Here is an 18693-nt window from a genome sequence, read left to right on the forward strand (position 1 = left end):
TTTATCCTCCTCTCGGAGCAAGCAGTCTCAGCAAATCGATTTCCGTCTCCGACGAGCGCCGCCCGATCATGGCGCGCTCCATCGAATGATCGGGACCGGAGCGGAAGCGCTGCATCATGCCGCAGCACATGATGCCCCAGCGCAGCGTGCCCATCACTTCCCAGAACGTCACGCGATCGGGGTCGACATTGCGGCCGGCTTCCTCGTAGCCCGCGAACAAATCCTCGCGCGACCCAAAGCCGCCGACCGGCTTGTCGATCTCTCCGAAACGCCAGGAATTGACGCAGATCCACCCGAGATCCTCCATCGGGTCGCCGAAATGCGCGAGCTCCCAGTCCAGCACCGCGCGCACGCCATCGGGACCGATGATGAGGTTGCCGTGGCGGAAATCGCCGTGCACCAGCGTCACTTCCTTGGACGGTCCGGGATCGTGCTCGCGCAGCCAGCGCAGCGCCAGTTCGAACACCGGCCGCGGCCAGTTGAAGCTGCGGTATTCGCGTTCGAGGTCGGCGATTTCCTTTGTCGCGCTCATCTCGCGCAGTTTTGGCAGCCTCGAAGCCGGCAAGCCGTGAATGCCTGATATCACGCAGCCAAGCTGCCGCGCGAGCATCGGACGTGCCTTGGCGAACTGCTCATCGCGCAGAATCTTGCGCGCGATGGTCTCGCCCTCGATGCGTTGCATGATGAAGCCGGTGCCGAGTTCGTCCTCGGGCTTCAGTACATGCATCACGCGCGGCGACGGCAGGCCGGCATCATGTGCGAGTTGCATCAGCGTCGCCTCGGCATCGAGGCCTGCGGCCCGTCCCGGCGACGCGCCATAGCCCGGCGGCGCGCGGCGCAGGATGGCCCCGACATTGCCGCTCGGGTGCACAATGTCGAACGTCCAGGTCTCCTGGCTGGCGCCGCCGGAAAGTTTTGCGGCCCCGGCAACGCCGCTCGCCCCCGGATACCAGGAGGCGACGCAGCGTCCGAGTTGGTCCTCGATCATTTGCCCTTGAACTTGGCCGGGCGCTTTTCCAGGAAGGCGGTGACGCCTTCCCTGAAGTCTTCCGCTGCGCCCGCGATGCGTTGCGATTCGAATTCGAGGTTGAGCTGCTCCTCGAAGGAATTTTCCGGGCTGTCCCAATAGAGTTTTCGGATCAAGGACAGCGCGATCGTCGGCCCGTTGGCGAGGTCGTGCGCGAGCTTCATTGCCTCCTCCATCAAGACCGCATCGTCATAGACGCGGTTGACGAGGCCCCATTCCAGCGCCTTCTCCGCCGGCAGCCGCTCGCCCATCAGCGACAGTTCGACCGAACGCGCCTTGCCGATCATGCGCGGCAAGAGCCAGGTCGAGCCGCAATCCGGCACCAGGCCGATGCGGCGGAACGCCTGCAGGAAATAGGACGAGCGCGCGCACACGATCATGTCGCCCATCAAAGCAAAACTCATCCCGGCGCCGGCAGCGGGGCCATTGACCGCCGACACGATCGGGCAATGCAGCCGGCGCAGCCGCCGCAGGAACGGATGAAAGCCGATCTCCAGCGATTGCCCGGCATTGCTCTTGCCGGGCTTCTGGCTGTTGCGGCCCTGCAGGTTGGCGCCGGTACAGAACGCGCGTCCGGCGCCGGTCAGCACCAGGCAGCGCACCTCCTCCCGCTTGTCGTCGATCGCATCGAGCGCCTCGCCGAGACCGCCCAGCATGTCCATCGAGACCGCGTTCATGACCTCCTGATGGTCGAGCTTGAGAATGGCGACCGGGCCATCGAAATCGAGCGTGACGTGCTTGAACTGCATTGCTTCCTCATGACTTGTGTTTACGCGCTATTTCGCTACGCGGAAGATCGGATGTCTCGCCCCATATTTGATTTTCCAGCGGCGCTTGTCCATGGTTGCACCAGAACATCTGCCCGCCACTGGGCGCACGGCTTAGCTTGCGCCAAACGAAATGGAAACATCCCATGAGCATTTTTGATCTCTCCGGCCGCACGGCCGTCATCACCGGCGGCAACGGCGGTATCGGCCTTGGCATCGCGCAAGCGCTGAATGCTGCCGGTTGCAACGTCTCAATCTGGGGCCGCAACGCGGAGAAGAACACGCGCGCGGCGGCAACCATGTCGGCTGGTCCCGGCAAGGTGCATACGCAGGTCTGCGACGTCACCGATCCCGCCTCCGTCAAGGCTGCGATGCAGGCAACCCTCGACACATTCGGCCGGGTCGACGGCTGCTTTGCCAATGCCGGCATCGGCGGCGGTGGACGGCGCGCCTTCATCGACCGCACCGAGGAGGAATGGCGAAAAATGTTCGCAACCAATCTCGATGGCGTCTTCCATGTGTTCCAGGTCGCCGCCCGCCATATGACCGAACGCGCCGAGGCCGGCGACAAATTCGGCCGGCTGGTCGCCACTTCGAGCCTCGCGTCGCTGTTCGGCACCGCGCGTAACGAGCATTACGCCGGCACCAAGGCGGCGCTGAACGCGCTGTGCCGCGCGCTCGCCGTTGAGCTCGCGCGCCACGGCGTCACCGCAAACGCAATCCTGCCGGGCTGGATCAAGAGCGACATGACCGCCGGCATCATGGGCAACGACAAATTCGTCGCCAATGTGATGCCGCGCATCCCGGTCCGCCGCTTCGGCGAGCCGACGGATTTTGGCGGCATCGCCGTGTACATCATGAGCAAGGCGTCGTCGTATCATACGGCGGATTGTTTCGTGATCGATGGCGGATACACGGCGTTTTGACGATTGGGTGTGGCGTGAGAAGTCTCGCTACACCCAAGCCGTCATGCCCCGCGAAGGCGGGGCATCCAGTACGCCGCGGCTTATCGGTTCAATCATGAGCGTCTCTGGAATACTGGATCACCCGCCTTCGCGGGTGATGACAGTGCGACGCAACTATTAGACATTCGACCCTCATGGTGAGGAGGCGCGCGAGCGCCGTCTCGAACCATGTGGCCCCGCCGGTGCCATTCATCCTTCGAGACGCGCGAAGACGCGCTCCTCAGGATGAGGTCTGACTGTGGTAGTGGGCACGTCGCTTGCGCTCCTTTGCCCACCCTACGCGAATTTATCCCCACGGTCCGCGCGAGGCGGACGTTCGGCCCCACGGGCTGCGGCGCGGATAGTTGCCGCGGGCGTTGACGGAAGGCGTCCCGCCATTCGCACCCATTTCCGCCGCGAGCTGCTGCAACGCGGCGATGCGGTTCTCCGTCGCCGGGTGCGTCGTGAACAGGTTATCCATGCCGTGACCCGAAAGCGGGTTGATGATGAACATGTGCGCCGTTGCCGGATTGCGCTCCGCTTCCGGGTTCGGAACCTGATGCGCGGCATTGGCGATTTTCGACAGCGCCGACGCCAGCCACATCGGCTGGCCGCAGATCCGCGCGCCGAGATCGTCGGCGGCATATTCGCGGGTACGGCTGATCGCCATCTGCACCAGCATGGCGCCGAACGGGGCCAGGATCATCATGGCGATCGAGCCGATGATGCCTGGGCCGTGGTTATTGTCGCGGTTGCCGCCAAAGAACATGCCGAACTGCGCCAGCATCGAGATCGCGCCGGCAATCGTCGCGGTGATGGTCATCAGCAGCGTGTCGTGGTTTTTGACGTGCGCGAGCTCGTGCGCGATCACGCCGGCGAGTTCCTCGCGGCTGAGCGATTGCATCAGGCCCGTGGTGACGGCGACCGCCGCATTCTGCGGATTGCGGCCGGTAGCGAACGCGTTGGGCTGCGCCTCGTCCATCACGAACACGCGCGGCATCGGCAGGCCCGCCCGCCCGGCCAGCTCGGCCACGAGATGGACGAGGTCGGGCGCGCTGTTGCGGTCAACCTCATGGGCGCCGTACATCGACAGCACCATGCGGTCCGAATTCCAGTAGGCGAACAGGTTGGTCGCGGCCGCGACCGCGAGCGCGATCACGGCGCCGCTGGCGCCGCCGATCAGATAGCCGACGCCCATGAAGAGGCCGGTAAGACCGGCCAGCAGAATGGCAGTCTTCAGATAGCTCATTGTCGTCTCCCTGCCGGCGGCGGCGGATAGGCCGAGGCTGGCATCCCAGAGGTAAGAATTGCCCTGGCGGCGCTTCAAGATGCCGGGGTGCGTCGAGGCGCCGCGTTTGCCGGCGGAAACCACCCTCTCGGGCCGGATTACCGAACCGTAATCCGGCGCCGGCGGGAGGCTCCCGTACCTCCCGCCGGTTGCCCGTGGGCCTGCCTGGGCCTGCTTGTACAACGCTGAGGGTGCCGTCTACATTGTCCGGCAACGGGCAGCGCGCGGGGTTGTTCCGCTCCGCGAAAAAGGCAATCACGGCTGCCCGTCCGAAACACTGGGGAGGAATTGAAGAAATGTTTTCGCACATCATGATCGGCACCAACGACCTCGAAAAGGCCAAGGCGTTCTATGACGCGCTGCTCGGCACGCTGGGTGTCCGGCCGGCAAAGGTCGATGGCCACCGTATTTTCTACTTCACCAAGACCGGCGTGTTTTCGGTGTCGAAGCCGATCAACGGCGAGCCGGCGACACACGCCAACGGCGGCACCATCGGCTTTGCGGCCGAGTCTCCCGCACAGGCCGACGCCTGGCACGCGGCCGGCATCGCCAATGGCGGAAAGACCTGCGAGAACCCGCCGGGCATTCGCGAAGGCTCTGCCGGCAAAATGTACCTCGCCTATTTGCGCGATCTCGACGGCAACAAGATCTGCGCGATGCACCGGATCGTGTCGTAGCTTCCCTTCCTCTGTCATGGCCGGGCTTGTCCCGGCCATCCACGTCTTCGTTGCAACCAAGGAAAGACGTGGATGCCCGGCACAAGGCCGGGCATGACAAGCTAGTGGTTGCGACGCACTCAAGGGAGACCACGCCATGAGTCGATTTGCCAAATCCCTGGCGGTGTCCGCCGCACTCGTTGCGGCCAGCCTGCTGCCGGCCCACGCAGAGCTCGACGTTATCAATCTCAAGAAGGCGATCGAAACGTCGCTCGCGAGCGACTATCCAAAGCTCGACGTGCTCTACAAGGAACTCCACGCCCATCCCGAGCTTGCCTTTCAGGAAGTGAAAACCGCTGCCCGGCTCGCCGCCGAGATGCGCGCACTCGGCTTCGAGGTCACCGAAGGCGTAGGCATAACCGGACTGGTTGCGATCTACAGGAACGGCGACGGGCCCACCATCATGGTGCGCACCGAGCTCGATGGGTTGCCGATGGAGGAGAAGACCGGCCTCGACTATGCGAGCCGCGACAAGACCAACTGGAACGGGCGGGAGGTGTTCGTCGCCCATAGCTGCGGCCACGACATCCACATGGCGAGCTGGGTCGGAACGGCGAAGACACTGCTTGGCCTGAAAGACCAGTGGCGTGGCACACTGATGTTCATCGCCCAGCCGGCGGAAGAGATTGTGTCCGGCGCCCGTGCCATGCTGGCGCAAGGACTTTTCACGCGCTTTCCCAAGCCCGACATCGCCCTCGCCCTGCATGATGGTCCGGGTCCTCATGGCATGGTCTTCTATCGTAGCGGGGTCGGCTCATCCGCCGCCGACGGCCTCGAGATAACATTCCAGGGCCGCGGCGGTCACGGCTCGGCGCCGCACACGACGATCGATCCCGTGGGGATTGCGGCGCGTTTCATCGTCGAAGTGCAAAGCGTGATCAGCCGGGAAAAGGACCCGGCCGAATTCGGCGTCGTCAGCATCGGCGCCATTCACGGCGGCACCGCCCCAAATATCATTCCCGACTCCGTGCAACTCTCCGGCACCATTCGCTCCTTCAAGCCCGAGGTCCGCGCCAAAATGCATGCCGGGATCGAACGAACCGCAAAGGCGGCCGCCGCGATGTCGGGGGCGCCGGTGCCCGACATCAAGATCGTCGAGGGCACCAAGTCCGTCATGAACGATCCCGACGTGGTCACAGCTGTCGCCCATGTGTTGAAGGCGGCACTCGGCGACAGGTTCAGGATTTCGCCGCCAGGCACCGCCAGCGAGGACTTCTCCGAATTCGCCGGCGCCGGCGTGCCGTCGATGATGTTCAACATCGGCGCCTATGACCAGGAACGTATCGACGCGGCACGCAATGGCAGCGGCCCGCCAATACCGTCCAATCATTCACCGCTGTTTGCGCCGGTGCCGAAGCCAACCATCGAAACCGGCGTCACCGCCATGACGCTCGCGGTAATTGGTGCGTTCGAGAAGGCCCGGCGGAAGTGAGCGCGGCGGAAACGTAATTCGCCAATTTCGGGACACCGGCCCGGCTTGCCATGAGGCGGAAAATCGCGCCCTTCCGCCCGCGCTTGTACAAGCCCCTTCCCGCCGTCTACATTGCCGGCCAACGAGCCGAGTGCGCGCCCGCAAGATGACGTTCTTGCGCAAATGGGAGGAAATAATCCATGAAACACGCCTATATCCCGCGAACGACGACCTACAATCTCAATCCGGGCGAAGAACTCAACGATCTGCGCATGTCGGACGAGGTCCGTCCGCTGTACGAGCACGTGAAGAAATTCATCCGCGAGACCGTCGACCCGATGTCGGTCGAGTTCGTGCGGCTCGGCCAGGACAAGAAGGATCGCTGGAGTTTTACGCCGGAACAGCTCGCGGTGCTGCAGAAGGCCAAGGACAAGGCCAAGGAAGAAGGCCTGTGGAACTTCTTCCTGCCCGATGACGAGACCGGCCAGGGCCTGAAGAACCTGGACTACGCTTATATCGCGGTCGAGCTCGCGAAGAATCCCCTCGCCTCCGAAACCATGAACTGCTCGGCGCCGGATACCGGCAACATGGAGGTGCTGGAGCGCGTCGGCACCAAGGCGCAGAAGGAAAAGTGGCTGAAGCCGCTGCTGGCGGGTGAAATCCGTTCGGCCTACGCGATGACCGAGCCGAATGTCGCTTCATCCGACGCCAAGAACATTTCGACCACCGCAAAACTCGTCGGCGACGAGTGGGTGATCAATGGCGAAAAATATTACATTTCCGGCGCCGGCGATCCGCGCTGCAAGATCATGATCGTGATGGTGAAGACCAATCCCGACGCGCCGCCGAGCAAGCAGCAATCGCAAATCCTGGTGCCGATCGACACGCCCGGCGTCGAGATTCTGGGCCCGATGCACGTGTTCGGCCACGACCACGCGCCGCGCGGCCATATGCATCTGCGCTTCAACAATTGCCGCGTGCCGAAAGAGAACATGCTGCTCGGCGAAGGCCGCGGCTTTGAAATCTCGCAGGTCCGCCTCGGACCGGGCCGCATCCATCACTGCATGCGCACGATCGGCAAGGCGGAAAAGGCGCTCGACCTGATGGTGTCGCGCGGGCTGACCCGCGAAGCCTTCGGCAAGAAAATCGCCCATCTCGGCGGCAACCTGCAGATCATTGCCCAAGCGCGCTGCGAGATCGAGGCGATGCGGCTGATGGTGCTGAAAGCGGCGAAGGCGATGGACGTGCTCGGCAACAAGGAAGCGCGGATCTGGGTCAGCATGGTGAAGGCCATGGTGCCGGAGCGCACCTGCAAGATCATCGACCAGGCGATCCAGATGCACGGTGCCACCGGCATTTCGCAATGGAGCCCGCTCGGCGAAATGTACCAGGACGTGCGGCATCTGCGCTTCGCCGACGGCCCCGATGAAGTGCACTGGATGGTGGTCGGAAGGCATGAGCTGAGCATGCCGTAGCGTCGATCTGTGTAACGCCGGACACAACCGTCATTGCGAGGAGCAAAGCGACGAAGCAATCCATTCTTTCTTTGCTCGGAGACATGGATTGCTTCGCTTCGCTCGCCATGACGGAGAACATACACCCGCCCCACCACGAGTCTCCCCATGCAATACGACCCCGGCGACCTGAAACCCCGCGAGCGCTACAAGGTGCTGACCTCGTTCGTACTGCCGCGGCCGATCGCGTGGGTGACGTCGGTGGGACCTGCCGGCGTAGTCAACGCGGCGCCGTTCAGTTTCTTCAACGTGTTCTGCGAGGATCCGCCGCTCTGCATGTTCGCTGCCAATCTGCGCCCCGACGGCCGCGTCAAGGATACGGTGATCAACATCCGCGCAACCAATGAGTTCGTGGTCAACATGACCGATGAAGCGCTGGCGCATGCGATGCACGAGAGCAGCGGCGACTTTCCGCCCGAGATCGGCGAGCCGGATTATTTGAAACTCAAACTCGCGCCCTCGACCAAAATCGCCGTGCCGCGGCTGGCGGATGCGCCGTTCGCGATGGAGTGCAGGACCTGGAAGGAGATCGACGTCAACGGCGACCGGCTGCTGATCATGGGCGAAGGCATCCACTTCCACATCCGCGACGAATTGTGGGACCACGCCGCGATGCGCGTGCATATGGATCGCTACCACCCGATTGGCCGCATGTTCGCGGATCGCTATTGCCGGACGGACGACCGCGTGGTGTTTCCGCCGGCGGAGGGAGTGAAGACGGCGGTCTAGTTCGTAGGGTGGGCAAAGGCGCGCTTGCGCCGTGCCCACCATCTCCAAGCGGAGACGTGGATAGAATGGTGGGCACGCTTCGCTTTGCCCACCCTACGAATTAGCGTCCGGCCGGTGCGCGCGCAGGAAAGACCGGATCTGGCGGACCGCGAGCGGCACCCTCTCCTTCGGCTCCTTCCAGGGAAACAGGCTGACTTCGGCGTTCGGCGCCAGCATCGCGCTCTCCATCGCGACGGCGTAGGGATGCGCCGGGATGTCATCGGGCAGGATCAGCACCGGCGTCTGGCAGTTCCGCACAAAATCGCGCGTGACCGTGAAGACGAAATCCGGATTGGTGCGATACATTCGCGTCAGAAATTTCTCGGCCTGCTCCATCGTGATGTCGGGCCGGCGTTTTGTCAGTTCCGGCGCCCAGCCCTTCATGTTGTTGTCATAGAACAGGTCGCGCATTTCGGGACGCGAGCCTGATGGCATGGCGAGCACGCCGGCCACCACGCGATCCGGCGCGCGCTTGAGCAAATTCCAGATCAGGGGACCGCCGATGCAAAAACCCAGCACCATGAATTTGTCGAAGCCCAGATGATCCATCAGCGCAAGTTGATCGTCGGTGTGGGAATCCCAGGGGCGGTCGAGCTCGAGCGGGCCGGTGGATTGGCCGGGCGGGGCATTGCGCAGGTCGAAGGCGACGCAACGGTACTCGTCGCCAAACTCCTTGATGGCGTTGAAGGGCGGATAGTCGCCGGTAATCCCTGATATGTTCGAGTTCAAGCCGCCGCCGGCGATCAAGAGCAGCGGGAAGCCGGAGCCGGCTTCCTCATAATGGATGCGAACGCCGCCCCTTTCGAAAAAGCTCATGACGTTCCCTCTGCCCGCACCCTATGCCTTCGCGGGCTCGCCGATCTTGTCCTGCGTCTTGGTGTCGAAATCGCTGGCGTCATGCCGCTCGTGCAACTGGCTCGCCGGATCGCCCGAGACGCGGTTGACCATGCGGCCGCGCTTCACCGCCGGGCGTTTCGCGATCGCATCGGTCCAGCGCTGCACGTTCTTGTATTCTTGCACCGACAGGAATTCACCGGCGCCGTAAACCAGACCCTTGGCCAGCGCGCCGTACCACGGCCACGTCGCCATATCGGCGATCGTATAGTCCTTGCCGGCGAGATATTCGTTGTCGGCCAGCCGACGGTCGAGCACGTCGAGCTGGCGCTTCACCTCCATCGCATAGCGGTCGATGGCGTATTCGATCTTGGTCGGCGCATAGGCGTAGAAATGCCCGAAACCACCGCCGAGAAACGGCGCGCTGCCCATCTGCCAGAACAGCCAGGACAGGCATTCGGCCCGCGCCGGCCCGCCCGCCGGCAGAAAGGCGTCGAACTTTTCAGCCAGATGCACCAGGATCGCGCCGGACTCGAACAGGCGGATCGGTGTCGGCCCGCTGCGGTCCATCAGCGCCGGAATTTTCGAGTTCGGATTGACGTCGACAAAGCCGCTGCCGAACTGGTTGCCGTCGATCCTGATCAGCCAGGCATCGTACTCGGCGCCGCCAAAGCCGGCCGCCAAAAGCTCCTCGAACATCACCGTGACCTTGACGCCGTTCGGCGTCGCCAGCGAATAGAGCTGGAACGGATGGCGGCCGACCGGCAGCTCGGCGTCATGCGTGGGGCCAGCGATCGGGCGGTTGATGCTGGCAAAGCGCCCGCCGCTTTCCTTGTTCCAGGTCCAGACTTTCGGCGGCTCGTAAGCGGCGGGTTCGGTGACGGGGGCGTCGGTCATTCGGGTTGACTCCAGGCTTCTTCGGCTATCTCGCGGTTTAAGTGATCTGTCGTGCGGCGGCCGGCGCAATCCATGTAAGGTTTCGTATCAGCACTGCAACCAAACAAAAAGCGCGCAAAAGTCGGGGGAGGAATGCGCCATGCTGCGCTCGCCGTACCCGCACGGCGTGGCGGGTGTACTCGGAGCAATGCTGCTGTGGCTGGCGTGGTCGAGATCGGCCATAATGGAAGTATCGCTACCAAAGAGACCGTCAGATGCTCCCATCACAGCGCGCCTTGTTCGAGATACCGCGCCAGATCTGCTACCTGAATGCGGCTTCCTACAGCCCGCTGCCGCTCCGGACTCAGGAAGCCGGCCGTGCCGCGGTGGGACGCAAGGGCACGCCATGGACGCTCGAGGCCGGTTTTGCGAACGCGCAGCATGAACGTGCGCGGACCGCTGCCGCCCGGCTGATCCATGCCGAACCTTCCGATATCGCGCTGATCCCTTCGATCAGCTATGGCGTGGCAACCGCAGCGAAGCTTCTGACGCTCGGCCGCGGCACGCGCGTCCTCGTGCTGGAAGACGATCACTCCTCTCCAGTACTGGAATGGCAAACGCGGGCCGATGCGCAAGGCTTCACCGTCGAGACGATCAAGCCACCGACCGATGGCGACTGGACATCGGCAGTCCTCGCGGCGGTCGAGCGATCCGGTGCGCCGCCGGTCAGCCTCGCCTCGATCTCATCGGTACATTGGTCGGATGGCGGGTCGATCGATGTCGACAAGGTCGGCGCGGCACTCCGGCAGCAGGGCGCGGCTTTCCTGATCGACGCGACGCAAGGCGCCGGCGTGCTGGCAATGGACGTGCAGCGCCTCGATCCGGATTTCGTGATCTTCCCAACCTATAAATGGCTGCTCGGACCATATGGCCGCGCTTTTCTCTACGTCGCCAAACGACACCAGAGTGGCATCCCGCTGGAGCAGACTTCCGCCGGCCGCTGCAACGTGCGCGCCGAGAACGCGGTCTATTTCACAGATGTCAGTTACGTTCCCGATGCGCGGCGCTTCGACATGGGCGAGCGCGACCACTTCGTCTCGATGGAGATGGCCTCGATCGGGATGGAAATAATGGTCGAATGGGGCGCGCCGGCCATTGTGCAACGCCTTACGATGCTGACGGAGCGGATCGCGGCGGGCGTGCGCGGCCTCGGCGTCCATGTTCCCGAAGCTCATCTGCGGGCGCCGCATATATTGAGCCTTGCCTTCAAGGGTGGAATGCCGGCGGGATTGATCGAGGGAATGGCCAGCGAAGGCGTCTATGTCGCACCGCGTTTGGGACGGATGCGTGTGTCGCCGCACGTGTACAATGACGAGGCCGATGCCGACCGGTTTGTTGAAGTGCTGACGCGGCGGCTGCGGGGCTGACTTGTGGGGTGGGCAAAGCGTAGCGTGCCCACCATCTTCAATCCGAACATGCTGAGGGTGGGCACGCTTCGCTTTGCCCACCCTACGAAGGCGTCAGGACGCCGCCACCTTACGTGGCGTCTCCGCTCTCTCCATCACAAATCCCTCATACCCCTTGGCCGCGACGTCGTTGCAGATCTGCCGGTAAGGGCCGACGCCGCCGATATAGGGCATGAAGATCCGGGGCTTGCCGGGGACGTTGGCACCCATGTACCAGGAATTGGCCTGCGGATAGAGCGTGGTGTAGGCGACCTCGTTGACATGCGCGACCCATTTGTCTTCGGCGTCGACAGCCGCCTCCATGGTATCGAGGCCGCCATCGCGCATGTACGCCATGCAATCGCTGATCCAGTCGACATGCTGCTCGATCGAGACGATCATGTTCGACAGCACCGACGGGCTGCCGGGGCCGGTGATGACAAAGAGATTGGGAAAACCTGCACTCATCAGGCCGAGATAGGTGCGTGGGCCCGCCGACCATTTCTGATTCAGCGTCTGCCCGCCACGACCTTTGATGTCGATCTTCGCTACCGACCCTGTCATGGCGTCAAAACCGGTCGCCAGCACCAGCGCATCGACTTCGTAGTCATTGCCGGCTACGCGCACGGCATTCGCCGTGATCTCGTCGATCGGGTTCGACTTGATGTCGACCAGCGTCACGTTGGGACGGTTGAAGGTCGCGAAATAATCCGTGTCGATGCAGATGCGCTTCGAGCCGATCGGATGGCTGTTCGGCTGCAATAGTTTCGCGGTCTCCTCGTCCTTGACGATCTCGGCGATCTTTTCGCGGACGAAATTCGCGGCGGTGTCGTTGGCCGCCTGATCCAGCCCGAGATTGTTGTAGACCGACATGAAGGTAAGCCCGCCGTGGTTCCAGCGCGCCTCGTATTTCGCGCGGCGTTCGTTGTCGCCGTCATCGAGCGCGCCGCGATCGGGCATCTCGGTATAGATGCCGTTCCTCGCCACCTCGCGCGCAAAGCGCCTGATCTCGGGATAGTTAGCGCGAAACTTCTCCCGCTCCTGCCCGCTGAGCGCGGCATTGCGCGCGGGAATGGAAAAATTCGCGGTGCGCTGGAACACCGTCAGCTGGCTCGCCTGCCCGGCAATGACAGGCACTGACTGGATCGCCGACGATCCGGTGCCGATGACACCGACGCGCTGGCCGGTGAAGTCGACCTCTTCATGCGGCCAATGGCCGGTGTGATAGACCTTGCCCTTGAAGCGATCGAGTCCCTCGATGTCGGGCATCCGCGCGTTGGACAGGCAGCCGGTGGCGAGCACGACGAATTTTGCAGCAACCATCTTGCCGTCGGAAGTCGTCACCGACCACAGCGAAGTCGGCTCGTCGAAGACGGCGCTGTCGACGCGGGTGTTGAACTGGATGTCGGGCCGCAGGTTGAAACGATCGGCGACATGATTGGCGTATTTCAAAATCTCCGGCTGCGGCGCGTAACGCTCGCTCCAATCCCATTCCTGCTGCAGCTCGTCGGAGAACGAGTAGGAATACTGCATGCTCTCGACGTTGCAGCGCGCACCGGGATAGCGGTTCCAATACCAGGTGCCGCCGACGCCCGAGCCCTGTTCAAAAACCCGCGCCGTCATTCCCTGCCCGCGCAGCCGATGCAGCATGTACATACCGGCGAAGCCCGCACCGACCACGACGACGTCGTAAGTCTCAGTGGGTTTTGCGGCGGTGGACGGTATTGCGGACATGAATGCGGGCTCCCTGATATTCTCTTTGATTTGGCAAGCAGCATTCCTTCCGTAGCGCCAAAGCGCAAGACGCAAATCCGCGGCATGGCCTTGCATATTTTGCGAGGTGGAATGTGTGATCCTCAGGATGGGCCGTCCCGCTTGGCACGCATACCCCCGATGGGCTAGCGTCGGTTCAACACCGCCAATCAAAACCAACAATGAGCGGCTGGCCCGCGGCCGCCAGAGGGAGCAACAACCATGAAATCGCCGATCTGCGACATGCTGGGAATTGAGTTTCCGCTGCTCGCCTTCAGCCATTGCCGCGACGTGGTCGCGGCCGTCAGCCGTGCCGGCGGGTTTGGCGTGCTGGGCGCCACCGCGCACTCGCCGGAGACGATCGAGCAGGAACTGAAATGGATCGACGATCACACCGACGGCAAGCCGTACGGGCTCGACGTGCTGATCCCGGAAAACATTTCGACCGCGGGTGAAAAGGACGTCACCTGGAAAAGCCTGGAAGCGCGCATCTCGCCGCAGCATCGCGACTTCACCCGCAACCTCCTGAAGAAATACGGCGTCGAACTGACGACGACCAATGTCGCCGACAACCAGCCGCAGCCGTTCGACGCGCAGCGCGCGCTTAAGGTGCTCGACGTCTCCTTCCGCCATCCGATCAGGCTGATCGCGAACGCGCTTGGCGTGCCGCCGAAGCAGATGATCGACATGGGCCGCAAGCACGGCGTGCCGGTTGCAGCCCTCGTCGGCTCCAAGGAGCACGCGCTGCGACAAGTCGCGGCCGGTGTCGATATCCTGGTCGCGCAGGGCACCGAGGCCGGTGGCCATTGCGGCGAGGTCACCACCATGGTGCTGGTGCCCGAGGTGATCAACGCGATCAAACCGATCCGCGACGTGCCGGTGCTGGCCGCCGGCGGCATCATGACCGGAAGGCAGATGGCGGCCTGCATGGCGATGGGCGCGGCCGGCGCATGGACCGGCTCGATCTGGCTGGCGACGGTGGAATCCGAGACCACCGAGATTTTTCGCGAGAAGATGATCGCGGCGTCCTCGCGCGACGCCGTGCGCTCCAAGGGCCGCACCGGCAAGCCGGCGCGGCAATTGCGTTCGGTGTGGACCGATGCGTGGGACCGCGGGCCGGACAGTCCCGGCGCGCTGCCGATGCCTCTCCAAAGCATCATCAGCCGCGACGCCTTCAACTCGATCGACCGCGCCGCCGCCGCCGGCAATGCGCAAGCGCGCGATCTCGTGACATACTTTGTCGGTCAGGGCGTCGGCCTGATCGACAGCGTCAAGTCCGCCGGCGCGGTGGTGCAGGAATTCAAGGAGGATTTCGCCGATGCGGTGGAGCATATGAACGCGTTGATGGAGGAGTGAGTGGACCCTCCGTAGGGTGGGCAAAGCGAAGCGTGCCCACCATTTCCGAGCAAGACGCGAGATGGTGGGCACGTCGCTTCGCTCCTTGCCCACCCTACGAATTCGTACAAGTCGAAAGCAAAGCAAGAAAAAATGTCGAACACCCCCCTCCCCGAAGACCGCATTCCCGTCATCGTCGGCGTCGGCGAAATCGCCGACCGGCCCAAGGACATCGCTGCCGGCCTCGAACCGCTGGCGCTGCTCGAAGAAGCGGTGCGGCGCGCGGAAGCGGATAGTGGGGCAAAGCTGCTGGGCGAGCTCGGCTCGCTCGACGTCGTCAATTTCCTGAGCTGGCGCTACCGCGATCCCGAGAAGCAGCTTGCGGCACGGCTCGGCACGACACCGGCGCATTGCTATTACGGCCCGGTCGGCGGCGAGAGCCCGATCCGCTACATTCACGAAGCCGCAAAGCGCATCGCGCGCGGCGAATGCAGCGTGGCCGTGGTGTGCGGCGCGGAGGCGCAATCGACCGCAACCAAGGCCGAGCGTGGCGGCATCGCGCTGCCGTGGACGCCGTTCGCGCATGATGTCGAGGAGCCGAAGCGCGGCGCGGCGTTTCAGAAGCCGATGGCGGTGAAGCTCGGCGTCTTCCGCCCGATCACGGTCTATCCGCTGTATGAATCCGCAACATCGGCGCATTGGGGCCAGACACCGCGCGAGGCGCTCGCCGAATCCGGCGCGCTGTGGTCGACCTATGCGCGCGTCGCTTCCGGGAATGAAAATTCATGGCTGAAAAAGCGCTTTACGCCTGACGAAATCACCACGCCCACGCCAGAGAACCGCTTGATCGCCTGGCCCTATACAAAGCTGATGGTGGCCAATCCGACCGTGAACATGGGCGGCGCGGTGCTGCTGACATCGCTGGCGAAGGCGCGCGCGGCCGGCGTGCCCGAAGATCGCCTGATCTTTCCGATCGGCGGCGCCTCGGCGGAAGAGCCGCGCGATTATCTTGTTCGCGACCAGTTCTACGAAAGCCATCCGCAGAACGCCGTGCTGAAGGCAGTCATGGACCTCGTCGAGGGCGACGGCAAAAGATTCGACGCCATCGAGTTGTACAGCTGCTTTCCCTGCGTGCCCAAGATGGCGCGTCGGACACTTGGCCTCGGCCCCGACGTGCAGCCGACGGTAACCGGCGGCCTCACTTTCTTCGGCGCCCCGCTCAACACCTATATGACGCACGCCGCCGTCGCGATGGTTCGAAGCTTGCGCAAGGATGGCAGGTTCGGCCTGCTTTACGGCCAGGGCGGTTTCGTCACCAAGCATCACGGGCTGGTGCTGTCACGCGAGGCGCCGAAAGAAGCCCTCCAGCAGGACACCAGCGTTCAGGCCGAGGCCGACCGCAACCGCCGCAAGGTGCCGGATTTCGTCACCGAAGCTTCGGGCAAAGGCAAGGTCGAGAGTTTTACCGTGATCTACAAGGCCAAGGGCGAAGTCGAGCACGGCGTGGTGATGATGCGCACCGAGGCCGACGCGCGGGCGCTGGCCCGCATCCCCGCCAGCGACGCTCCGACGCTCAAGCATTTGCTGAACCTGGACCGGACGCCGGTGGGGTCAGTTGGCAACGTCGTCACGGCCGAGGATGGCGTGCTGGAGTGGCGCGTGGGGTAGCCTCGGCGAGGACACAGGGCTTGACGGGTGCTGCGACACCGGCGAATCTTGTCTGCATTGTGTCTGCGCCATTAGAACCCTGTTCGTTTGGAAATCAGTATATCTTGGCAAGCATCATTCGACATCTGATCAAAGCCGTCCTGCTGTCGGCCACGCTTGCCATCGTCGCCCTGTCTGGCCTGGCACGCGCGCAATCAGGGAGCGCCGGCGGCAGCATCGGCAATGACGAAAAGTCGCTGTCCGGTTCGCGCGAGACGCCTCGCGCGGCCGAACCCTCAAAACCTGCACGGCGCAGCAATACCGAGACCGAAGCGCCGAGCCGCGCGCCGCGAAAGAGCGGCGGCGGCGGCAATGCTGGCGGCAATATTGACGGAGCGTGGATTCTCACGAGCGTCGGCACGCCCTGCGGCAGTTCCACCGATGCGGTGGTTATCTCCAGCGGCAAGATGGTGGGGCAATACGGCACCTCTCAAGTCAGTCCGAACGGCGGCGTCTCTGGTATCGGATCCGCGGGAAGCCTGAGCTGGACCATGTCCGGCCGCTTTTCCGGCCGCAGCGGATCCGGCACGTTCCGACGATCCGATGGCTGTGCCGGGAGCTGGACCGGAGCAAAGCAGTAGTTGCGGTTCCCCGACGACAGTCGGAGTCAACGCAGCATCGGCGAGGATCCCCGCGCTTCCCAGCGAACATGAACGGTGCCAAATGCGGCAGCTAACCGCATTTCGCCTTCCGCGGGCTATCGTGTATTAATCGACGAAGCACCGACAGGCATTTCGATCAGGGCATGACATGGCAAATCGATCCAGGACGGCGCGAACCACCGTGGCGGCGCGGCGTTGGGGTCCTCCTGCCATTATGACGCTCGCGGCGATGGCCGCCCTGACGGCGCTGACTGCCGACGCCGCGGCGAGACAGGCGCGCTCCAAGCCCGCCACCGAGGCGACGGCGCCGCGCGATGCAGGCGAGCCGATCATGGCGATCGTGTCGATCCAGGCCCAGCAGGTCACTTTCTATGACGCCGACGGCTGGATCCTGCGCGCGCCGGTGTCGACCGGCACCACGGGGCGCGAGACACCGGCCGGAATCTTCGCCGTCCTCGACAAGGAGAAGGAACACCGCTCGACCCTTTATGACGACGCCGAGATGCCCAACATGCAGCGCATCACCTGGAACGGCATCGCGCTGCACGGCGGGCCGCTGCCCGGCTATGCGGCCTCGCACGGCTGCATTCGGATGCCCTTTGGCTTTGCCGAGAAGTTGTTCGACAGGACGCGGATCGGGATGCGGGTGATCATCTCGCCTGATAACGCCGAGCCGGTCGAGTTCTTCCATCCGGCGCTGTTGGTGCCGAAGGCGGAGGCCATCGCGGCCGCGCCGGCCAGGGCCGAAGCGCTCCCCCGCGAGGCGGCCGAGGCAGCCAAGACGGCCGACGAGGCGAAGAAAGCCGCCGCGACAGCGACGCGCGAGACGGCGTCGCTGTCGGCGTCGTTGCGCAAGCTCGAGGGGCTCAAGGCCCGCGCCGCCGCCGAACTCGCCTACGCCGACAAGTCGCTCGCCGCCGCCAAGACGGACGAGGCCAAGACGCGGGCCGAGGATCTCAAGCAAAAAACCGCCGCCAAGGTCGCGGAACTGGGGAACCAACTCGACACCGCCAAGACCGACGCGAAGTCGAAGCTCGACGCCGCCGCCGTCGCAAAGGAAGCCGCCAAGACGGCACAGACGAGGAAGGCCGACACCGCCAAGGCGGCGAGCGAGGCGAAGCTCGCGCTCGAGCCGGCCTCGATCTACATCAGCCGCGCGACGCAGAAGATTTACGTGCGCCGCCCTACGCATAAGCCGGCACCTGACGGTGGCGGCATCGTGTTCGATGCAACGATCGAGGTGCCGGTTACGATCCGCAATCCCGAAAGGCCGATCGGTACGCACGTGTTCACGGCGGTGGCGCGCAACGAATCGGGCCTGCGCTGGACCGCAGTCACCATCGACAACGGAGACAACGCCAAATCCGCACTCGACCGCATCACCATCCCGCAGGAGGTGCTCGATCGCATCGCGCCGACCGCGTTGCCGCGATCCTCGATCGTCATCTCGGATGAGCCACTGAGCAAAGAGACCAACTATCGCACCGAGTTCGTTACGGTGCTGAGCAATCAGCCGCAGGGCGGCTTCATCACGCGCAAGCCCACGCCGCCCGATATCCTCGTCGCAGGCCCCAACGACGACGGCTTCAGCCCTTTTTTCCAGCCCGCATGGAACCCGCAAGCCGTCAATACGCGCCGGCGTGGCGGCCAGGAGTTTCAGCCGCTACAACCACGCTGGTGGTAAGACGCGGCACATCACGCGTTGGC

The 18693-nt window shown here is 63.8% G+C and carries 16 protein-coding genes; 10 read left to right on the plus strand and 6 right to left on the minus strand.

Translation table 11 applies throughout. The features are described from left to right. Position 1 precedes the first annotated feature (1 nt). A complete protein-coding gene (locus ACVWVY_RS35930; RefSeq protein WP_456630830.1) occupies positions 2–988 on the minus strand; it encodes a phosphotransferase family protein in 987 nt (328 codons plus the stop codon). After that, on the minus strand, positions 985–1776 hold the full coding sequence (locus ACVWVY_RS35935) for an enoyl-CoA hydratase/isomerase (protein ID WP_456630831.1): 792 nt from the start codon (positions 1774–1776) through the stop codon (positions 985–987). The genes ACVWVY_RS35930 and ACVWVY_RS35935 overlap by 4 nt, the downstream gene beginning before the upstream one ends. A 164-nt stretch (positions 1777–1940) precedes the next feature. Between ACVWVY_RS35935 and ACVWVY_RS35940 the strand changes: the two genes are divergently transcribed. Then, entirely contained in the window at positions 1941–2720 is a 780-nt protein-coding gene (locus ACVWVY_RS35940) for an SDR family NAD(P)-dependent oxidoreductase (protein ID WP_456630832.1), read from the plus strand. A 325-nt stretch (positions 2721–3045) separates the two neighbouring features. Here the strand turns inward: ACVWVY_RS35940 and htpX are convergent, their stop codons facing one another. Continuing rightward, positions 3046–3987, minus strand: a complete 942-nt coding sequence (gene htpX / locus ACVWVY_RS35945) for a zinc metalloprotease HtpX (protein WP_456630833.1) — start codon at positions 3985–3987, stop codon at positions 3046–3048. 335 nt (positions 3988–4322) lie between these two features. Between htpX and ACVWVY_RS35950 the strand changes: the two genes are divergently transcribed. The 4 genes from ACVWVY_RS35950 (at position 4323) to ACVWVY_RS35965 (ending at position 8396) form a co-directional block, all read left to right on the plus strand. Next, on the plus strand, positions 4323–4703 hold the full coding sequence (locus tag ACVWVY_RS35950; protein ID WP_456630834.1) for a VOC family protein: 381 nt from the start codon (positions 4323–4325) through the stop codon (positions 4701–4703). Positions 4704–4839: 136 nt separating this feature from the next. Next, complete coding sequence (locus ACVWVY_RS35955) at positions 4840–6174, plus strand: amidohydrolase (protein WP_456630835.1); 1335 nt, start codon at positions 4840–4842, stop codon at positions 6172–6174. Between the two features lie 179 nt (positions 6175–6353). Next, a complete protein-coding gene (locus ACVWVY_RS35960; RefSeq protein ID WP_456630836.1) occupies positions 6354–7628 on the plus strand; it encodes an acyl-CoA dehydrogenase family protein in 1275 nt (424 codons plus the stop codon). A gap of 147 nt (positions 7629–7775) precedes the next feature. After that, entirely contained in the window at positions 7776–8396 is a 621-nt protein-coding gene (locus tag ACVWVY_RS35965) for a flavin reductase family protein (RefSeq protein WP_456630837.1), read from the plus strand. Positions 8397–8489: 93 nt separating this feature from the next. Here the strand turns inward: ACVWVY_RS35965 and ACVWVY_RS35970 are convergent, their stop codons facing one another. After that, positions 8490–9251, minus strand: a complete 762-nt coding sequence (locus ACVWVY_RS35970) for an alpha/beta fold hydrolase (RefSeq protein WP_456630838.1) — start codon at positions 9249–9251, stop codon at positions 8490–8492. Between the two features lie 21 nt (positions 9252–9272). After that, on the minus strand, positions 9273–10166 hold the full coding sequence (gene yghU / locus ACVWVY_RS35975; RefSeq protein ID WP_456630839.1) for a glutathione-dependent disulfide-bond oxidoreductase: 894 nt from the start codon (positions 10164–10166) through the stop codon (positions 9273–9275). Between the two features lie 254 nt (positions 10167–10420). Here yghU and ACVWVY_RS35980 point away from each other — a divergent pair, with 254 nt between their 5' ends. Continuing rightward, positions 10421–11572: an aminotransferase class V-fold PLP-dependent enzyme gene (locus ACVWVY_RS35980; protein ID WP_456630840.1), complete on the plus strand. Its 1152-nt coding sequence runs from the start codon at positions 10421–10423 to the stop codon at positions 11570–11572. Between the two features lie 93 nt (positions 11573–11665). On the opposite strand, the gene ACVWVY_RS35985 is transcribed toward ACVWVY_RS35980, so the two are convergent. Then, positions 11666–13324 carry a flavin-containing monooxygenase gene (locus tag ACVWVY_RS35985; protein ID WP_456630841.1) on the minus strand — a complete coding sequence of 553 codons (1659 nt, stop codon included), beginning with the start codon at positions 13322–13324 and terminating at the stop codon, positions 11666–11668. Between the two features lie 240 nt (positions 13325–13564). Between ACVWVY_RS35985 and ACVWVY_RS35990 the strand changes: the two genes are divergently transcribed. From ACVWVY_RS35990 to ACVWVY_RS36005, 4 genes are all read left to right on the plus strand, one after another. Further along, positions 13565–14698 carry a nitronate monooxygenase gene (locus ACVWVY_RS35990; protein WP_456630842.1) on the plus strand — a complete coding sequence of 378 codons (1134 nt, stop codon included), beginning with the start codon at positions 13565–13567 and terminating at the stop codon, positions 14696–14698. Positions 14699–14830: 132 nt separating this feature from the next. Then, positions 14831–16345 carry an acetyl-CoA acetyltransferase gene (locus tag ACVWVY_RS35995; protein WP_456630843.1) on the plus strand — a complete coding sequence of 505 codons (1515 nt, stop codon included), beginning with the start codon at positions 14831–14833 and terminating at the stop codon, positions 16343–16345. 113 nt (positions 16346–16458) lie between these two features. After that, positions 16459–16965, plus strand: coding sequence for a hypothetical protein (locus tag ACVWVY_RS36000; protein WP_456632396.1), 507 nt, complete (start codon positions 16459–16461; stop codon positions 16963–16965). Between the two features lie 169 nt (positions 16966–17134). Beyond that, positions 17135–18670: a L,D-transpeptidase family protein gene (locus ACVWVY_RS36005; RefSeq protein ID WP_456630844.1), complete on the plus strand. Its 1536-nt coding sequence runs from the start codon at positions 17135–17137 to the stop codon at positions 18668–18670. The last annotated feature ends 23 nt before the right edge of the window (positions 18671–18693 follow it).

This window comes from Bradyrhizobium sp. URHC0002, assembly GCF_054059515.1.